The following is a 16394-nucleotide window of genomic DNA, read 5'->3' as shown; positions in this document are numbered from 1 at the left end:
GTGGAACCGAAAAAGTCTGTCAACTTTTTCTGAGATTGCTTAGAGACCACGTTCGCGCAACACGGAGCCATCATGAAAACCGTCAAGGATTACATCCGCACCATCGTCGATTTCCCGCATGAGGGCATCCTGTTCCGCGACGTGACCACGCTCTTTGCCGATCCGCGCGGGTTCCGCATGGCCGTGGACCAGATGCTGCACCCCTATGCCGGGCAGCGCATCGACGTGGTCGTGGGTCTGGAAGCAAGGGGCTTCATTCTGGGCGGGGCCATCGCGCATCAACTGGGCACGGGCTTTGTGCCGATCCGCAAGAAGGGCAAGCTGCCGGGCACCACGATCAGCCAAGATTACAAGCTGGAATATGGCGAGGCGATTGTCGAGATCCATGACGACGCCATCCGCGCCGGACAAACGGTTCTGGTCGTGGATGATCTGCTGGCCACCGGTGGCACCGCCGAGGCGGGTATCCGGCTGGTCGAGCGGCTGGGCGGGGTGATCGCGGGCTGCGCCTTCATCATCGACCTGCCCGATCTGGGCGGGCGCAAGCGGCTTGAGGCGATGGGGATGGAGGTGCACGCCCTGTGCGCCTTCGAAGGGCTGTGACCCGGGGCTGAGGGTGATGGGGGGCTGTCTGCCCCCCCGCCGTTCAGCTGTGCTGAACGTCTCCCCCCGAGGATGTATGCAGCAAGAAGAAACTCAGGCGCGGCGCAGCACCGCGCCGGGGTTGAGGATACCCGACGGGTCCAGGGTCGCCTTGATGGCGCGCATCATCTCGAGCTTGACCGGATCGCCATAGCGTTCCAGATCGTCGATCTTGAGCCGCCCGATCCCGTGTTCGGCGCTGACCGAGCCGCCCATCTCATACACCAGATCGTGCAGCACATGTTTCACATGATCGCGGACATCCAGATGGTCGGCGCGCGATTTTCCGGGCAAGGGAAAGACGTTGTAATGCAGGTTGCCATCGCCCAGATGACCGAAGCAATTGATGCGGAAATCACCAATCCCGGCGATCAGACCATCGGCGCGGCGGATGAATTCGGCCACCAGCCCAAGAGGCAGCGAGATATCGTGACTTGAGACGGCGCCGACGCGGCGGTTCGCCTCGGGGATCTGTTCGCGCACTTCCCAGAACTGATGCCTCTGCGTTTCGGATTGGGCGATCATGCCGTCACTGACCAGACCGGCTTCTGCCCCGCGTTCGAACAGGGTTTCGAGTGCCGTGGCGGGATCGAGGCCATGGGCAAGCCCCACGTCGATCAGCACGAACCAGTCGGGGGTCTCGGCGAAGGGTTGGCGGATATCGGGCAGGGTCTCGGTCAGGAAATGCAGGCCATTGGCATGCATCAACTCGAAGGCGCTGACCCCCTCGCCCATCAGGTCGCGCGCCATGGACAACAGCGTCAGGGCGGCGGCGGGGCTTTCGACCACCATCAGCGCCGTTCCCTCGCCCGCGGGACGCGGCACCAGTTTGAGGCTGGCCGCCGTGATCACGCCCAGCGTGCCCTCGGACCCGATCATCAGATGGCGCAGGTCATAGCCGGTATTGTCCTTGCGCAGGCGCGACAGGCCGTTCCAGATGCGGCCATCGGCCAGCACCACCTCGACCCCCAGACAGAGGTCGCGCGCATTGCCATAGCGCAGCACATTGACGCCGCCCGCATTGGTGGCAAGGTTGCCGCCGATCCGGGCCGAGCCCTTGGCCGCGATGCTGAGCGGGAAAAGCCGGTCCACCGCCGTCGCCGCATCGTGGATATCCGACAGGATAGCCCCTGCCTCGACCACCATCACGTTCTCTTCGGGGTAAACCGCGCGGATCGCCGTCATCCGCTCCAGCGACAGGAGCAGCGGCGCGGGCCCGTCGGGCATGATCTGCCCGCCGACCAACCCGGTGCCCCCGCCATAGGGCAGAACACCGACGCGGGCGGCGGTGCAGGCGCGCAGCACGGCAGCGACTTGTTCCACCGTTTCAGGCGCGACGATCAGCCCGGCATGGCCAGCCCAGCGGCCGCGCGGTTCTTCCAGATAGGCGGGTGTCACCTCGCGGAAGGCGCGGTCGGGCAGATGATCGCGCAAGGCGCGGGCGAGGTCGGGTGTGGCGGGGTTCAGCGTCATGAACAAGGTTCTATCACGCCGCCCGCCGCCGTCCAGAGCGACTAGTCCGCGTCCTGCAAAAGCTGCGGGCGAAGCACAACAATCGTGGGCTGGCGCGGCAGGTTGGCCAGGGACAGCTCGAGGCTGCTCTCGCCTGCGTCGATCACGGCGAACTGCGTTCTCATCCCGTCCACAAAGGCGCGCAGCGTGCCATCGCCGAACCAGTGCATCGGGATCACCACCGAGGAGCTTAGCCGTCCCACCACCCGCATCATCGTCGGCAGGTCCAGCGTCAGGCCGCCGTCCACCGGCGCCATGACCACGTCGAGCCGACCGATGGCGGCATATTGTTCGGGGCTGGGTTCCTGATGCAGATGGCCCAGATGCCCGATGCACAGGCCCGCCACTTCAAAAATGAAGATGGAATTGCCCCGAGCCTCGACCCCGCGGAAGGACCTGATGTCGGTGGGCACGTTGCGCACCAGCATCTCGCCCAGATCCAGATAATGATCGACCCCTTCCCCGAAGACCTCACCCCAGCCGCGCAGGACATGGGGAATGGCCGGGTCTGGTGCCGATGTCCAATGGGTCGAATGGGCGTGGTTCATCGTCACGATATCGGGGATCAGATCGACATTGCCGATGAAGCCCGTGAAATCCGTGACCGCGTTCAGCCCGCCCGTGGTCTGGATCAGGAACGAGGCATGGTCGATGTAATTGATCCGCACGGTATCGGCGGGCAGCGGGTCGCGGAAGCTGGCCTGATGCAGGTATTCCAGACCGGGGGCGGCATCAGCGACCGCGATACAATGGCTGGGGATGCGATCCTGCGCCTGCGCGGGGGCGGCGATGAGCGAGACTGCAAGGGCAAGAACGGGCATGTGACGGATCATGGCAGGTCCTCCTGGTGATCAGGATAGCGCGGCCGCGTCGCCTGTCACCTCACCTTGCCGTTTCTTCTTGCCAAAAATATCCGAAAACCACACCGCGCCCCTTGTGATGCCGCCGGATTGGGCAGAGCGTCAGCCCACGTCGGTGCGACCGCGGCGGTCCATCCGCAGCGCGGAGTAGAGGACATGGGTGCGCCAGCGCCCGCCGATTTGCAGATAGCTTTGCGCCACGCCCTCGTATTTGAAGCCGCATTTTTCCAGCAGGCCGCGCGAGGGGGCGTTTTCGGGCAGGCAGGCCGCTTCGATCCGGCTGAGGTCAAGGCGGTGGAAGGCGTGATGCACCATCGCCTCGATCGCCTCGCGCATATAGCCCTGCCGGGCATGGCTTTCGCCGATCCAGTAGCCCAGCGTGCCGGCCTGTGCGGGGCCGCGGCGGATGTTGTCCAGCGTGATCGCGCCCAGAAGCGAACTGTCCTCGCGCCGGATCAGGAAAAGCGGCAGGGCCGAGCCGTTGCTGATCGAGCGCTGCGCCCAGTAGACGCGGTTGGTAAAGGCCTTGCGCGACAGATGGTCGGGGGCCCATGTCGGCTCCCACCGGGTCAGGAAACCTTCGCTGTCGCGGCGCAGGCTGGCCCAATCGCGGAAATCGGCATGAGCGGGCGGGCGCAGGGTCAGCCGCTCGGTTTCGATACGGACTTTCCGTCGGCCCAGCAGCATCAGGCCACGCGCCTGTCCTGAAGAGTCTGCCAGTCGGGGGCGGTCGAGATCGGGCCATAGAGCGCCAGCGCAGAGGGGGCATTGGCGATCATATGGGCGGCCATGGCGCGGACATCCTCGACCGTGACGGCGTCGATATGGTCCACCACCTCGGACAGGGGCGGGATGCGGCCCCAGACCTGCATCTGGCGCGCCAGACGTTCGGCCCGGTTCGACGGGCTTTCCAGCCCCATCAGAAGCCCGGCTTTCATCTGGGCGCGGGCGCGGGCGACTTCGGCCTCGGTCATGTCGTCAGCGGCGCGTTTCATCTCGTCCAGCGTGATCGTGGTCAGATCGCCCAGATCCTCGGCCGAAGTGCCGGCATAGATCGTCATCATGCCCGTATCGGCATGCGCCCCCGCCTGCGCGAAGATCGTGTAGCACAGGCCACGTTTTTCACGCACCTCCTGAAACAGGCGGCTCGACATGCCGCCGCCCAGGGCAGAGGCATAGATCTGCGCCGTATAAATCGCGGGATCAGTGTAATCGGGGCTTTCGAACGCCAGCGCGAAATGCGCCTGTTCCAACTGCTTCTCGACACGGTGTTCGCCACCCACGAAATGCGCGGGTGTCGGGTGATGCAGCCTGCCCTTGGGCAGATGGCCAAAGATCGCCTCGGCCTCGGCCACGATCTTGTCGTGATCCACCGCGCCTGCCGCGGACAGGATCATGTTCGCGGGGCTGTAATGTTCGGCCACGAAGCCTTGCAGGTCGGCGCGGTTGAAGGCGCGGATACGCTCGGTCGCACCAAGGATGGTGCGGCCAAGGGGTTGATCGGGATAGGACTTCTCCTGCAGCCAGTCGAAGATCACGTCATCGGGCGTATCCAGCGCCTGCCCGATTTCCTGCAGGATCACGCCGCGTTCCACCTCGATCTCGCCGGGGTCGAACACCGGATTCAACACGATATCGGACACCACATCCAGCGCCAGCGGCACATCGGCCTCAAGCACGCGGGCGTAATAGGCGGTCGCCTCGCGCGAGGTATAGGCGTTGATGTAGCCGCCCACATCCTCGATCACCTCGGCGATTTCCAGCGCCGAGCGGCGCTTTGTGCCCTTGAAGGCCATATGTTCCAGAAAATGGGCGATGCCGTTCTGTTCGGGGCGTTCATGCCGCCCGCCGGACAGCACCCAGATGCCGATGGCGGCGGATTGCAGCCCGTCCATCCGTTCTGTGACGATACGCAGGCCGTTTTCAAGAGTATGGGTACGGACGGTCAATTGGAGATACGCTCTCTGATCAGGGATTCGATGGCGGCAAGGTCGTTGCCAATCCGGGTGACACGCTCGGGCCGGTCGTAGAGATCGGCCATGCGTGGCGGCAAGGGCGGGCGCACAGCCGTCGCCGCCTCGACCGCATCGGGGAATTTCGCGGGATGGGCGGTGGCCAGCGTGATCATGGGCACAGAAGAATCACGCAAAGCCTCGGCCACATGCACGCCGACGGCCGTGTGGGGGCAGAGCAATTCACCCGTAGTTTTCAGGGTGCGGCCTATTGTGGCGCTGGTCTCATCCTCGCCACAGCGCCCCGAGTCGAACGCCTCGCGCAGGGCTTGCATCGCGCCTTGGGAGACGGTGAAGCCACCTGCCTTCAGTTCGTCCATCAGTTGGGCCACGGCGGCACCATCCTGGTTATAGGCGTAGAACAGCGCGCGTTCGAAATTCGAGCTGACCTGAATATCCATCGAGGGGCTGATCGAGGGGATCACCCCGTCGGGGCGGTATTCGCCCCCCGACAGGCAGCGGTGCAGGATGTCGTTATGGTTGGTGGCCACGACCAGCCGGTCGATGGGCAGGCCCATGCGCTTGGCGATGTAGCCCGCGAAGATATCCCCGAAATTTCCCGTGGGCACGGTGAAGCTGACCTTGCGGTCAGGCGCGCCAAGGCTGACGGCGGAGGTGAAGTAATAGACCACCTGCGCCAGCACACGCGCCCAGTTGATCGAGTTGACGCCGGCAAGGCGCACCCCGTCGCGGAAGGCGAAATCGTTGAACATATCCTTCACACGCGCCTGCGCATCGTCAAAATGGCCGTCGATGGCGAGGGCATGGACATTCGCCTCAACCGGCGTGGTCATCTGGCGGCGCTGCACTTCGGAGACGCGTCCGTGGGGGTAGAGGATGAACACATCCACGGCGTCCAGCCCCCGGAACGCCTCGATCGCCGCCGAGCCGGTATCGCCACTGGTGGCCCCAACGATGGTCACGCGGTCGCCAGAGCGACCCAAGGCCGCCTGAAACAGCTGACCGATCAGCTGCATGGCGAAATCCTTGAAGGCCAGCGTGGGGCCGTGGAACAGTTCGAGCAAATGATGGTTGCTATCCAGTTGCACCAAGGGCGCGCGGGCGGCGTGGCCGAAGCCTGCATAGGCGCGGGCGATGATGCCTTCGAATTCGGTATCGGTGAAAGTGTCGCCGATATAGGGGCGCATGATGCGGAAGGCGGCGTCCTCATAGGACAGGCCAGCCAGCGCGCGGATATCGGCCGTGCTCATGACCGGAATGGATTGCGGGAGGTAAAGCCCCCCATCGCGGGCAAGGCCGGTCAGCATCGCCTGCTCGAAGGTCAGAACGGGCGCGGTGCCACGGGTCGAGATATACTGCACTGTTTCAGCCTTTCGCGGGTTTGCGGATGCGCCACAGGAAGAAGCCGGTCATCACCACCCAGACGATGGCCAGACCGAACCACGTGACGGCATAGCCCAGATGATCGTTCGGGATGCCCGACGTGTCCACCGGCAGGGGCGACAGGGCGCTGTCCGGCAGCGACGTGGCGCGGGCAACGACCAAAACGGGTTCGGTGCCCAGATGGTCCGCCATGCGCGGCAGATCACGGGCGAACCAGATATCGGCCCCCAGATCGGGTGCGGGGGTGTAGCTGTCCACCTCATCCGGCCAGTGCAGATTGCCCTGCACGGTGACCGGGTCTGCCGTATTGGCAGGGGTGGGAGACTGGATCGGCAGGAAGCCCAGATCGACCATGATGCGACGCCCCTCGACGTCCATCGGGCGGATGATGCGATAGCCCGCGCCAACCTGCTTCTGGCTGACCAGCACCCGGATTGCAGGGTCCTGCAACTGTCCGGTGACCGAGACCGGCAGGTAGCGGTCGGCCTGCGGGTCGGGCTGCACGGGCAAGGCCACGGGGGCGGCGGTGATGCGCGCGTCGATATCGGCAAGGATCGCCTCTTTCCACTCAAGGCGGTGAATCTGCCAGATGCCAAGGCCCACCAGCACGACAGTGCCGAGCAGTCCGAAGATCAGGGGAAGAAGAAGACGCATCGTATGGGCAAGCCCTTTGAACGTGGAAAGCGCGCGGGAGCCGCGCGCTTTGCTTTCTTTCGGTTTGTCAGCCGGATTTCAACCGCTAAAGCGCAGCGGGCCACCGGCCAGCGGGATCAGCCGCCCCAGACATAGACGGCCGCGAACAGGAACAGCCAGACCACATCCACGAAGTGCCAGTACCAGGCTGCTGCCTCGAAGCCGACGTGTTTTTCCTGACTGAAATGGCCGCGCTGCAGGCGGATCAGGCAGACGAACAGGAAGATCGTGCCGATGATCACATGAAAGCCGTGGAAGCCCGTCGCCATGAAGAAGTTCGCGCCATAGATGTTGCCGGCAAAGCCAAAGGCCGCGTGGCTGTATTCATAGGCCTGGAAGCCGGTGAAGATCACGCCCAGGGCGATCGCGATGATCAGGCCCCATTTCATGTCCTCGCGGTTGTTCTCATGCACCAGCGCATGGTGCGCCCATGTGGCGGCGGCACCCGAGCACAGCAGGATCAGCGTGTTGATCAGCGGCAGATGCCAAGGGTCGAAGGTCTCGATCCCGGCGGGCGGCCAGACGCCATCCACGGCGGGGCTGAGCGGGCCCATCGGATACATGGCATGCTTGAAGAAGCTCCAGAACCAGGCCGCGAAGAACATCACTTCGGACATGATGAACAGGATGAAGCCATAGCGCAGGCCGATCCGCACCACGGGGGTGTGATCGCCTACCTGGCTTTCCGCTACGACATCGGCCCACCAGCCGAACATGACGTAGAGAACGCCGACAAGACCGGCAAGGAACATCCAGGGCATCCCCTGGGACATCCACAGCACCGCCCCGTAGAGCATGACAAAGGCCGCAACTGCACCCATGAAGGGCCAAAGTGACGGGGCCAGAATGTGGTAATCGTGATTTTTCTCGTGCGCCATCTTGTTTCCCTCGTTGGAAGGCTTCTTAGTTCAGGGTGGTATCCGCGTCCGTGGCGGCGGCGTCAAGCGCTGCCTGCTCCTCGGGCAATTCGGTTTCGTAGAAAGTGTAGGACAGTGTGATCTGTTTGACGTGCTGCCCGTCCCGATCCGTCACGATCTCGGGATCGACGTAGAAGGTCACCGGCATCATGACCCGCTCGCCGGGTTGCAGCACCTGCTGTTCAAAGCAGAAACACTGGATCTTGCTGAAAAAGCCGCCCGCTTCATAGGGGGTGACATTGTAGGTCGCGGTGCCCGCGATGACACGGTCAGTGGGGTTATAAGCCTCATAGAAGGCCAGACCCGTTTCGCCGATGCGTATCTCCATCTGGCGTTCGACCGGCTTGAATTCCCACTGCATGTCGCGGTCCTTCGAAGCGTCGAAGCGCACGATGATGGTCTGCTCCAGCACGTCTTGCGGCGCGACCTCGGACACGCTGGTGGTGCCGCCAAAGCCAGTGACGCGGCAAAACCAGTCATAGAAGGGCACCGAAGCCCATGCGAGGCTGCCCATCACGACCACAAGGCCAAGCGTCTGGGCCACAGTTTTGGATTTGGGGGACAGTGCCATGTCAGTCTCCTTGAACCGCAGTGCCGCCGGTCGCCATTTCCGGGCGTGACACATGATCAAAGGCCTGCATCGGATCGCCGCTGGTCACCTTGACCACGGTCAGGCCGAAAACGATGGCAATGAAGGCCAGCAGAACCAGTGCCAGACCGATGTTTCGTCCGGCGCGGCGGCGATGCAACTCATGGGTGGCGCGAAAGCTCATCCCCAGCCTCCCAGGCCATAGGGACGCAGCGCGGCTTCCAGCAGGATCGCGCCGAAATGCAGGAAGAGATACAGCAGCGACAGACCGAAGAAAGACTTCTCGACCTTGTACTTGTCGGCCTGCGACACGTCCTCGTCACGCCGCCAGATGCGCCATGCGCCCAGCAGGAACAGTCCGTTCAGCACCAGCGACACCGCCAGATAGACCGGGCCACCGATGGAGGTGAACGCCGTGCCCACGGCAAGCGGCGCCAGCAGGACAGTATAGGCGAGGATATGGTTGCGGGTCACGCGGCGGCCATGGGTGACCGTCAGCATCGGCACGCCCGCCTTTTCGTAATCCGCGTTCATGAAAAGCGCCAGCGCCCAGAAATGCGGCGGGGTCCACATGAAGATCAAGAGGAACATCAGCACGGATTCAAGGCCGATCCCGCCGGTCGCCACCGCCCAGCCGATCATCGGGGGGAAAGCCCCCGCCGCACCGCCGATGACGATGTTCTGCGGGGTCCAGCGCTTCAGCCACATCGTGTAGACGACGGCATAGAAGAGGATCGTGAAGGCCAGCAAGCCGGCGGCCACCAGGTTGGAGGCCAGCGCCAGCATCACCACGGCAAAGCCGGACAGGGCCACGCCGACGGCCAGCGCCTCACCGGGGGCGACCTTGCCCGCAGGCACGGGCCGCTTGGCGGTGCGCTTCATCACCGCGTCGATATCGGCATCCCACCACATGTTCAACGCGCCCGAGGCCCCTGCCCCCACCGCGATGAACAGGATCGAGGCAAAACCGATCATTGGATGCACACCGACCGGAGCGGCCAACAGGCCAACGAGTGCGGTGAACACGACAAGCGACATCACCCGCGGCTTCAGCAGCGCGACATAGTCGCCGAAGCTGGCCTCAGTCTCGAGAGTGTGGGTGTTGATGCTTGCGTCGGTCATGTCTTTTCCCGTTTCGGGTCAACTCTGGCAAAGGAGCCATATGGCCCCTTGCGGTCCTGAGGGCGGGAATATCCCGCCCTTCGGGTCTGCGTCACTCGGCCGCCAGTTGCGAAACCTGAACCTCGCGCGGGGTGCCGCCATATTCCTCGATCGCGCCGTCAAGCCAGGCCTCATAAGCCTCTTCGCTGACCACTTTCACGGTGATCGGCATATAGGCATGGTCCTTGCCGCACAGTTCCGAACACTGCCCGAAATAGACGCCTTCCTTCTCGGCCGAGAACCAGAGCTGTGCCAGACGACCAGGGATGCCGTCCTGCTTCACGCCGAAGGCGGGGATCGTCCAGCTGTGGATCACGTCAGCGGCCGTCACCTGCATCACCACGGTCTTGCCCACGGGCACGACGACGGCGGTATCGGTGGCCAGCAGGTATTCATCCTGGCTGTAGCCATATTCTTCAAGCTGGTCGCGGCTCAGCATGAAGCTTTCAAAGCCGAACTCGTGGTCGGTGTATTCATAGCCCCAGTACCACTGATAGCCGGTCACCTTGATATTGATGTCGCCGACAGGGATCTCCTGCTGCTTGAACAGGATCGGCAGCGAGAAGGCACCGATGAAGATCAGAATCACGATCGGCACCACGGTCCAGGCAACCTCGATGGGCGAGTTATGGGTGAAGGTGCCGGGCACCGGGTTGGCCTTGCGGTTGTAGCGCATGATCACGATGGCCAGCAGGGCGCAGACAAAGAGCGTGATCGCGGTGATGATCACCAGCACCATGCCGTCCAGCCATTGCAGGTCGCGGGCCAGTTCGGTTGCTGCCGGCTGGAAGCCGATGCCACCCGGTTTCGGCGCGCCGATGATCTGCAAGGCCTCCTGCGCGCTGGCGGGAACGGCAAGAAAGGCGGGGAAAAGCGCCAGCAGGCTTGTAAGTTGTCGCATGGGTCACCCTGATCGGTTGCGGTATTTCTGGGTCGTCATCGGTCTTCTGCGGTGTATGCCATAGAATCCCGTTGTTTTGTCGTCGCGTGAAACCATATTCTGACAGACAAAACAATAATGACCCTTGCGGCAAACAGACGCGAATTTGATTTAGATCAACCGCGCGCGCTGCGAAAGACCAGAAAGCCCCCAATGTCAGATCGTGATTTCCGCCCTCTTGAAGACCTTATGTCCCTCGACACCGCCCTTGCCCTGCTGCGCGAAGCGACAGCGGGTGCCGATGACGGCGAGCTTTTCTTTGAGCGGCGCCGCTCGGAATCGCTTGTATTCGATGATGGGCGCATCAAGACCGCCAGCTATGACGCCTCGGAGGGATTCGGTCTGCGCGCCGTGCGCGGCGAGGTGACGGGATACGCCCATTCCTCGGAAATTTCCGAAGCGGCGTTGCGCCGTGCGATGGGAACGGCACGTCTGGCCGTGGGCGATGGTGGCGGCACATGGGCCGAGGCCCCGCGCGCCACCAATCGCCGTCTTTATACGGACGCGGATCCCATTGCAGGTATCAGCTTTCCGGTGAAGCTTGAGACTCTGCGCGAGATCGACGCCTTCGCCCGCAGCCTTGATCCCCGCGTGGTGCAGGTCAGCGCGACCATCGCCGCCTCGATCCAGGAGGTCGAGATCCTGCGCCCGGATGGGGTGCATCTGCGCGACATCCGCCCCATGACGCGGGTCAACGTGAGCGTCATCGTGGATCAGGATGGCCGCCGCGAAAGCGGCACGGCGGGTGGCGGCGGGCGCGTGGGACTGGACGGTTTGCTGGACCCTGCCGACTGGCAGGCCAAAACGCGTGAGGCGCTGCGGATCGCCACCGTGAACCTGGACGCCGTGCCGGCGCCTGCAGGCGTCATGGACGTGGTGCTTGGCCCCGGCTGGCCCGGTATCCTGCTGCACGAGGCGATCGGGCACGGGCTTGAGGGCGACTTCAACCGCAAGGGAACGTCCGCCTTTGCCGGCCTCATGGGCCAGCGCATCGCCGCGGCAGGTGTGACCGTGCTGGATGACGGCACCATCCCGGACCGGCGCGGGTCGATCAGCATTGATGACGAGGGCACGCCTTCGGGCAAGAACGTGCTGATCGAGGACGGTATTCTGGTCGGCTACATGCAGGACCGCCAGAACGCGCGGCTGATGGGGGTGGCGCCCACGGGCAACGGGCGGCGTGAAAGCTATGCCCATGCACCGATGCCGCGCATGACCAACACCTATATGCTGGGTGGCGACAGCGATCCCGCCGATATCGTCGCGGATCTCAAGGACGGGATCTATGCGGTGGGATTCGGTGGCGGGCAGGTCGATATCACCAACGGCAAGTTCGTCTTCAGCTGCACCGAGGCCTATCGCGTGCAGAACGGCAAGATCGGCGCACCGGTCAAGGGTGCCACGCTGATCGGAGACGGGGCGACTGCGCTGCAGAAGATCCGCGCCATCGGCAACGATATGCGGCTTGATCCCGGCATGGGAAATTGCGGCAAGGCGGGCCAATGGGTGCCCGTCGGCGTGGGCCAGCCGACGCTGATGATCGGCGGGCTGACCGTGGGCGGTTCGGCCACCTGACCCTGCTTTTTCCTCTTTCCCCGAATACGCATCCAGCACGGCCTGCCCAAGGGTGGGCCGTTTCCTTTTTGCGGTTTACCGGGAGTTAACCACCCATGGGCTACACCTGATTCTGCAAGCAGACGGAGTTGTGATGACCTGGGAACCCCATTCTTCCACTCACCCCCCACTCCCACCCACCACGGAAGAGGACCGGGTGTCATGGCTTCGTCTCTTGCGCTCGTCGCGTGTCGGGCCGGCTACGTTCCATCGGCTGATGGCTGAACACGGCAATGCCGCCGCCGCGCTGGAGGCTTTGCCCGATGTGGCCCGTGCCGCAGGTGTCGAAGACTATTCCCCCTGCTCCGCCGGAGTCGCACTGGCCGAACTGAGGGCCGCGCAGGCTGCCGGGGCAAGGATGATCTGCGTGGGCGAGGCGGACTATCCTTTGCCCTTGCAGGACATCGCGGATGCGCCACCGATCCTGTGGGTCATCGGCGATCCCACCATCCTCTCGCGGCCGATGGTGGCGCTGGTCGGTGCACGCAATGCCTCGTCGCTGGGCACACGCATGGCGCGCGCGCTGGCGCGCGATCTGGGCGAGGCAGGGTTCGTCATCGTGTCGGGACTGGCCCGCGGGATCGACACGGCTGCCCATGCCGCCACGCTGGATACCGGCACGCTGGCCGTGCTGGCAGGGGGCGTCGATGTGCTCTACCCGGCGGAAAACGCGGCCCTGGCCCATGACATCGCAGAGCGCGGCCTGCGGATATCAGAACAACCAATGGGCCTTGTCCCGCAGGCCCGCCATTTCCCGCGTCGCAACCGGATCATCTCGGGGCTGGCACAGGCCGTGCTGGTGATCGAGGCGGCGACAAAATCAGGCAGCCTGATCACCGCTCGCTGCGCGCTGGATCAGGGGCGCGACGTGATGGCGGTGCCGGGGCATCCCTTTGATGCGCGCTCGTCGGGCTGCAACATGCTGATCCGCGACGGGGCCCGGCTGGTGCGCCAAGCCGCTGACGTGATCGAAGGGCTGACACCGCCCGCCCCTGTCCGCATCGCCCGCGACACCGTGGCCCCTGCGGACAGCCTGCCCTCGGCAAAGCCGACCGACAGCCGTTCGCTGCGCGAAACATCGGCCCTGCATGGCCTGATCCTTGACCGTCTTGGCTCCTCGCCACTGGCAGAGGATCAGCTGATCCGCGATCTGGAAAGTCCCGCCCATCAGGTCGCCCCGGCGCTTGTCACGCTGGAACTGGAAGGGCGCATCCAGCGCCAGCCCGGCGGGCTACTGTCGCGCGTCCAATAGCGGCAAAGCTCGGCCAAACCTGCCCCTTGGCGTCACGGTGCCGCATCGCCGAAGCCCCGGCACACCACCCTGAGCCTTGCGTGCAAACCTGCTGCCGGAACTGGCCTGCTTGACCCGCAGACCGTGGGCCCTGCCCGCGCCGCCGCATTGACAAAGCCCCCTTTCACCCCACATGGTCCGCCGCCATGGTCACCCGGCATCCGTCCGGACGCGGCCCGTGAGCGAGTCGAAAGGAAGTCTGATGCCCGTTGTTGTTGTGGAATCCCCGGCCAAGGCCAAGACAATCAACAAGTATCTGGGCTCCGATTACACGGTTCTGGCCTCTTATGGACATGTGCGCGATCTGCCCGCCAAGGATGGGTCCGTCGATACCGACAACGGCTTTGACATGACATGGGAGGTCGGCGTCGACAGCCGCAAGCATGTGAAAGCCATCGCCGACGCGCTGGCCAAGGACAACGCCTTGATCCTTGCGACCGACCCCGACCGCGAGGGTGAGGCGATCAGCTGGCATCTTGAGGAGACCCTGCGCCAGCGCAAGGCCATCAAGAAGGACACGCCGGTCAGCCGCGTGGTCTTCAACGCCATCACCAAAGCCGCCGTGACCGAAGCGATGAAACACCCCCGGCAAGTCGATGCCCCGCTGGTCGAGGCTTATCTGGCCCGCCGCGCGCTGGACTATCTGGTGGGATTCAACCTGTCGCCCGTACTGTGGCGCAAGCTGCCCGGATCGCGCAGCGCGGGCCGCGTGCAATCGGTCTGCCTGCGGCTGATCGTCGAGCGTGAGATGGAGATCGAGGCGTTCCGCGCCCGCGAATACTGGTCGGTTACGGCCCGTCTCGTCACCCCGCGCGGTCAGGAGTTCGAGGCACGTCTGACGCAACTGGCGGGCAAGAAGCTGGACCGCTACGATCTTGAGAACGCGACGCAGGCCGAAATGGCCGTGCAGGCCGTCACCTCGCGCGATCTGACCGTCATATCCGTCGAGGCGAAACCGGCCAGCCGGAATCCTGCGGCCCCGTTCATGACCTCGACCCTGCAACAGGAGGCCAGCCGAAAATACGGCATGGGCGCGCGGCAATGCATGAACGCGGCGCAGCGTCTCTATGAGGCGGGACACATCACCTATATGCGGACCGACGGGATCGACATGGCGCCCGAAGCGGTCATGGCCGCGCGCGACGCGATCAAGGACCGCTACGGTGCCGAATATGTCCCGGCCAGCCCGCGCATGTACAAGAACAAGGCCAAGAACGCGCAGGAGGCGCATGAATGCATCCGCCCGACCGAGATGTCGCGCGATGCCGAAAGCCTGCGGATCTCGGATGCCGATCAGCGCAAGCTTTACGATCTGATCTGGAAGCGCACGATCGCCTGCCAGATGGAGGCCGCCCGGTTCGAGCGCACGACGGTCGATATCGGCAGCCGCGATGGTCAGGTGGAACTGCGCGCCACGGGTCAGGTGGTGCTGTTTGACGGATTTCTGAAGGTTTATGAGGAAGGCCGCGACGATGTCGCCGATGAGGACGAGCGCCGCCTTCCCCAGATCATGCAGGGCGAAAAGGTCGACAAGCGCGAGATCACGCCCGAGCAGCATTTCACGCAACCCCCGCCGCGCTATACCGAGGCGACTCTGGTCAAGCGGATGGAAGAACTGGGCATCGGCCGCCCCTCGACCTATGCCAGCGTGATCACCACGATTCAGGACCGCGACTATGTGCGCAAGGACAAGAACCGCCTGTTCCCCGAGGATAAGGGGCGGATCGTCACCGTCTTCCTGATGAACTTCTTCCGCAAATATGTGGAATACGACTTTACTGCCGATCTGGAAAACCAGCTTGACGAAGTCAGCGCCGGCGACATGGACTACAAGGATGTGCTGGCCCGGTTCTGGCGCGATTTTTCAGCCGCCATTGCCGAGACATCCGAGTTGCGCATCACCGAAGTGCTGGATGTGCTGGACGAGGCACTGGCACCGCAGCTTTATCCGCCGCGCGCCGATGGCTCGGACCCGCGCAGCTGCCCGCTCTGCGGGACGGGGCAACTGCATCTGAAAACCTCCAAGACCGGGGGGTTTGTCGGCTGCGGCAACTATCCCGAATGCCGCTATACACGCCCCTTGAACGGCGATGCCGAGGCGCAGGGCGACCGTATTCTGGGCGTGGATCAGGGCGACGAGATCAGCCTGCGCTCGGGTCGCTTCGGCCCATACGTCCAGCGCGGCGAGGCCACGCCCGAAAACAAGAAACCGCCCCGCGCCAGCCTGCCCAAGGGCTGGTCTCCGGATGACATGGACCTCGACAAGGCATTGATGCTGCTGAACCTGCCGCGCGAGATCGGGCCGCATCCCGAAGACGGCGTGATGGTCGAGGCCGGGATTGGCCGCTACGGACCCTATATCAAGCACGGCGCGGTCTATGCCAATATCAAGGAGGTGGATGACGTCTTCACCATCGGCATGAACCGCGCGGTCGAGGAACTGGCCGCCAAGGCATCACGCACGCCGGGGGCCGGCCGCACCGCCGCCAAACCGCTGGCCGAACTGGGTGAGCACCCGACCGAGGGCGGTCCGGTGCAGGTTCTGGACGGTCGTTATGGCCCCTATATCAAATGGGCCAAGATCAACGCGACCCTGCCCAAGGACACGGATCCCGCTGCGCTGACCATGGATGAGGCCGTGGCGATCATCGCGGAGAAAGCCGCGAAATCCGGCGGCAAGAAGGCTGCTGCCAAAAAGCCGGCGGCCAAGGCTAAACCTGCGGCGAAATCTGCCGCTGCGAAGAAACCGGCCACCAAGAAAGCGCCTGCCAAGACAGCAGCGAAGAAGGCCCCCGCCAAGAAAACAGGCACCTGATCCG

General features: G+C 64.0%; 15 protein-coding genes. 4 read left to right on the top strand and 11 right to left on the bottom strand.

Going from position 1 to position 16394, the window contains the following annotated elements:
• Positions 1 to 72 precede the first annotated feature (72 nt).
• Positions 73 to 603 (top strand): adenine phosphoribosyltransferase, encoded by a 531-nt coding sequence (locus PVW27_RS12605; RefSeq protein WP_274558220.1) that lies wholly within the window; start codon positions 73 to 75, stop codon positions 601 to 603.
• A 93-nt stretch (positions 604 to 696) separates the two neighbouring features.
• Here PVW27_RS12605 and PVW27_RS12600 read toward each other — a convergent pair whose 3' ends face one another.
• The 11 genes from PVW27_RS12600 to coxB form a co-directional block, all read right to left on the bottom strand.
• Positions 697 to 2115, bottom strand: a complete 1419-nt coding sequence (locus PVW27_RS12600) for an FAD-binding oxidoreductase (protein WP_274558219.1) — start codon at positions 2113 to 2115, stop codon at positions 697 to 699.
• Between the two features lie 41 nt (positions 2116 to 2156).
• Positions 2157 to 2987, bottom strand: coding sequence for an MBL fold metallo-hydrolase (locus tag PVW27_RS12595; protein WP_274558218.1), 831 nt, complete (start codon positions 2985 to 2987; stop codon positions 2157 to 2159).
• A gap of 129 nt (positions 2988 to 3116) precedes the next feature.
• Entirely contained in the window at positions 3117 to 3701 is a 585-nt protein-coding gene (locus PVW27_RS12590) for a GNAT family N-acetyltransferase (RefSeq protein WP_274558216.1), read from the bottom strand.
• Positions 3701 to 4963, bottom strand: coding sequence for a M16 family metallopeptidase (locus tag PVW27_RS12585; protein WP_274558215.1), 1263 nt, complete (start codon positions 4961 to 4963; stop codon positions 3701 to 3703). The genes PVW27_RS12590 and PVW27_RS12585 overlap by 1 nt, the downstream gene beginning before the upstream one ends.
• Entirely contained in the window at positions 4960 to 6348 is a 1389-nt protein-coding gene (gene thrC / locus PVW27_RS12580; protein WP_274558213.1) for a threonine synthase, read from the bottom strand. The genes PVW27_RS12585 and thrC overlap by 4 nt, the downstream gene beginning before the upstream one ends.
• A 4-nt stretch (positions 6349 to 6352) precedes the next feature.
• Positions 6353 to 7024 carry an SURF1 family protein gene (locus PVW27_RS12575; protein WP_274558211.1) on the bottom strand — a complete coding sequence of 224 codons (672 nt, stop codon included), beginning with the start codon at positions 7022 to 7024 and terminating at the stop codon, positions 6353 to 6355.
• Positions 7025 to 7140: 116 nt separating this feature from the next.
• Positions 7141 to 7941, bottom strand: a complete 801-nt coding sequence (locus PVW27_RS12570) for a cytochrome c oxidase subunit 3 (RefSeq protein WP_274558209.1) — start codon at positions 7939 to 7941, stop codon at positions 7141 to 7143.
• A 25-nt stretch (positions 7942 to 7966) separates the two neighbouring features.
• Positions 7967 to 8551, bottom strand: a complete 585-nt coding sequence (locus tag PVW27_RS12565) for a cytochrome c oxidase assembly protein (RefSeq protein WP_274558206.1) — start codon at positions 8549 to 8551, stop codon at positions 7967 to 7969.
• Position 8552: 1 nt separating this feature from the next.
• Entirely contained in the window at positions 8553 to 8753 is a 201-nt protein-coding gene (locus tag PVW27_RS12560; protein ID WP_274558204.1) for a hypothetical protein, read from the bottom strand.
• Positions 8750 to 9691, bottom strand: coding sequence for a heme o synthase (cyoE, locus tag PVW27_RS12555; RefSeq protein WP_274558202.1), 942 nt, complete (start codon positions 9689 to 9691; stop codon positions 8750 to 8752). The genes PVW27_RS12560 and cyoE overlap by 4 nt, the downstream gene beginning before the upstream one ends.
• A 91-nt stretch (positions 9692 to 9782) precedes the next feature.
• A complete protein-coding gene (gene coxB / locus PVW27_RS12550) occupies positions 9783 to 10631 on the bottom strand; it encodes a cytochrome c oxidase subunit II (RefSeq protein ID WP_274558200.1) in 849 nt (282 codons plus the stop codon).
• Between the two features lie 192 nt (positions 10632 to 10823).
• Between coxB and tldD the strand changes: the two genes are divergently transcribed.
• The 3 genes from tldD (at position 10824) to topA (ending at position 16390) form a co-directional block, all read left to right on the top strand.
• Entirely contained in the window at positions 10824 to 12245 is a 1422-nt protein-coding gene (tldD, locus tag PVW27_RS12545) for a metalloprotease TldD (RefSeq protein ID WP_274558198.1), read from the top strand.
• 133 nt (positions 12246 to 12378) lie between these two features.
• Complete coding sequence (dprA, locus tag PVW27_RS12540; RefSeq protein ID WP_274558195.1) at positions 12379 to 13536, top strand: DNA-processing protein DprA; 1158 nt, start codon at positions 12379 to 12381, stop codon at positions 13534 to 13536.
• Positions 13537 to 13777: 241 nt separating this feature from the next.
• Positions 13778 to 16390: a type I DNA topoisomerase gene (gene topA / locus PVW27_RS12535; protein WP_274558193.1), complete on the top strand. Its 2613-nt coding sequence runs from the start codon at positions 13778 to 13780 to the stop codon at positions 16388 to 16390.
• Positions 16391 to 16394: the final 4 nt, after the last annotated feature.

The organism is Seohaeicola sp. 4SK31 (genome assembly GCF_028802875.1).
Lineage (GTDB): Bacteria > Pseudomonadota > Alphaproteobacteria > Rhodobacterales > Rhodobacteraceae > Seohaeicola.
The sequence above is the reverse complement of the archived record's forward strand: the minus strand, read 5'-3'. Positions and strand labels throughout refer to the sequence as shown.

Bases quoted from the DNA above. Each gene is read 5' to 3' on its own strand.
- PVW27_RS12575 (WP_274558211.1), bottom strand. From the start codon at position 7,024: ATGCGTCTTCTTCTTCCCCTGATCTTCGGACTGCTCGGCACTGTCGTG.
- coxB (WP_274558200.1), bottom strand. From the start codon at position 10,631: ATGCGACAACTTACAAGCCTGCTGGCGCTTTTCCCCGCCTTTCTTGCC.
- PVW27_RS12595 (WP_274558218.1), bottom strand. From the start codon at position 2,987: ATGATCCGTCACATGCCCGTTCTTGCCCTTGCAGTCTCGCTCATCGCC.
- PVW27_RS12565 (WP_274558206.1), bottom strand. From the start codon at position 8,551: ATGGCACTGTCCCCCAAATCCAAAACTGTGGCCCAGACGCTTGGCCTT.
- topA (WP_274558193.1), top strand. From the start codon at position 13,778: ATGCCCGTTGTTGTTGTGGAATCCCCGGCCAAGGCCAAGACAATCAAC.
- cyoE (WP_274558202.1), bottom strand. From the start codon at position 9,691: ATGACCGACGCAAGCATCAACACCCACACTCTCGAGACTGAGGCCAGC.
- PVW27_RS12590 (WP_274558216.1), bottom strand. From the start codon at position 3,701: ATGCTGCTGGGCCGACGGAAAGTCCGTATCGAAACCGAGCGGCTGACC.
- tldD (WP_274558198.1), top strand. From the start codon at position 10,824: ATGTCAGATCGTGATTTCCGCCCTCTTGAAGACCTTATGTCCCTCGAC.
- PVW27_RS12560 (WP_274558204.1), bottom strand. From the start codon at position 8,753: ATGAGCTTTCGCGCCACCCATGAGTTGCATCGCCGCCGCGCCGGACGA.
- PVW27_RS12605 (WP_274558220.1), top strand. From the start codon at position 73: ATGAAAACCGTCAAGGATTACATCCGCACCATCGTCGATTTCCCGCAT.
- PVW27_RS12570 (WP_274558209.1), bottom strand. From the start codon at position 7,941: ATGGCGCACGAGAAAAATCACGATTACCACATTCTGGCCCCGTCACTT.
- dprA (WP_274558195.1), top strand. From the start codon at position 12,379: ATGACCTGGGAACCCCATTCTTCCACTCACCCCCCACTCCCACCCACC.
- PVW27_RS12600 (WP_274558219.1), bottom strand. From the start codon at position 2,115: ATGACGCTGAACCCCGCCACACCCGACCTCGCCCGCGCCTTGCGCGAT.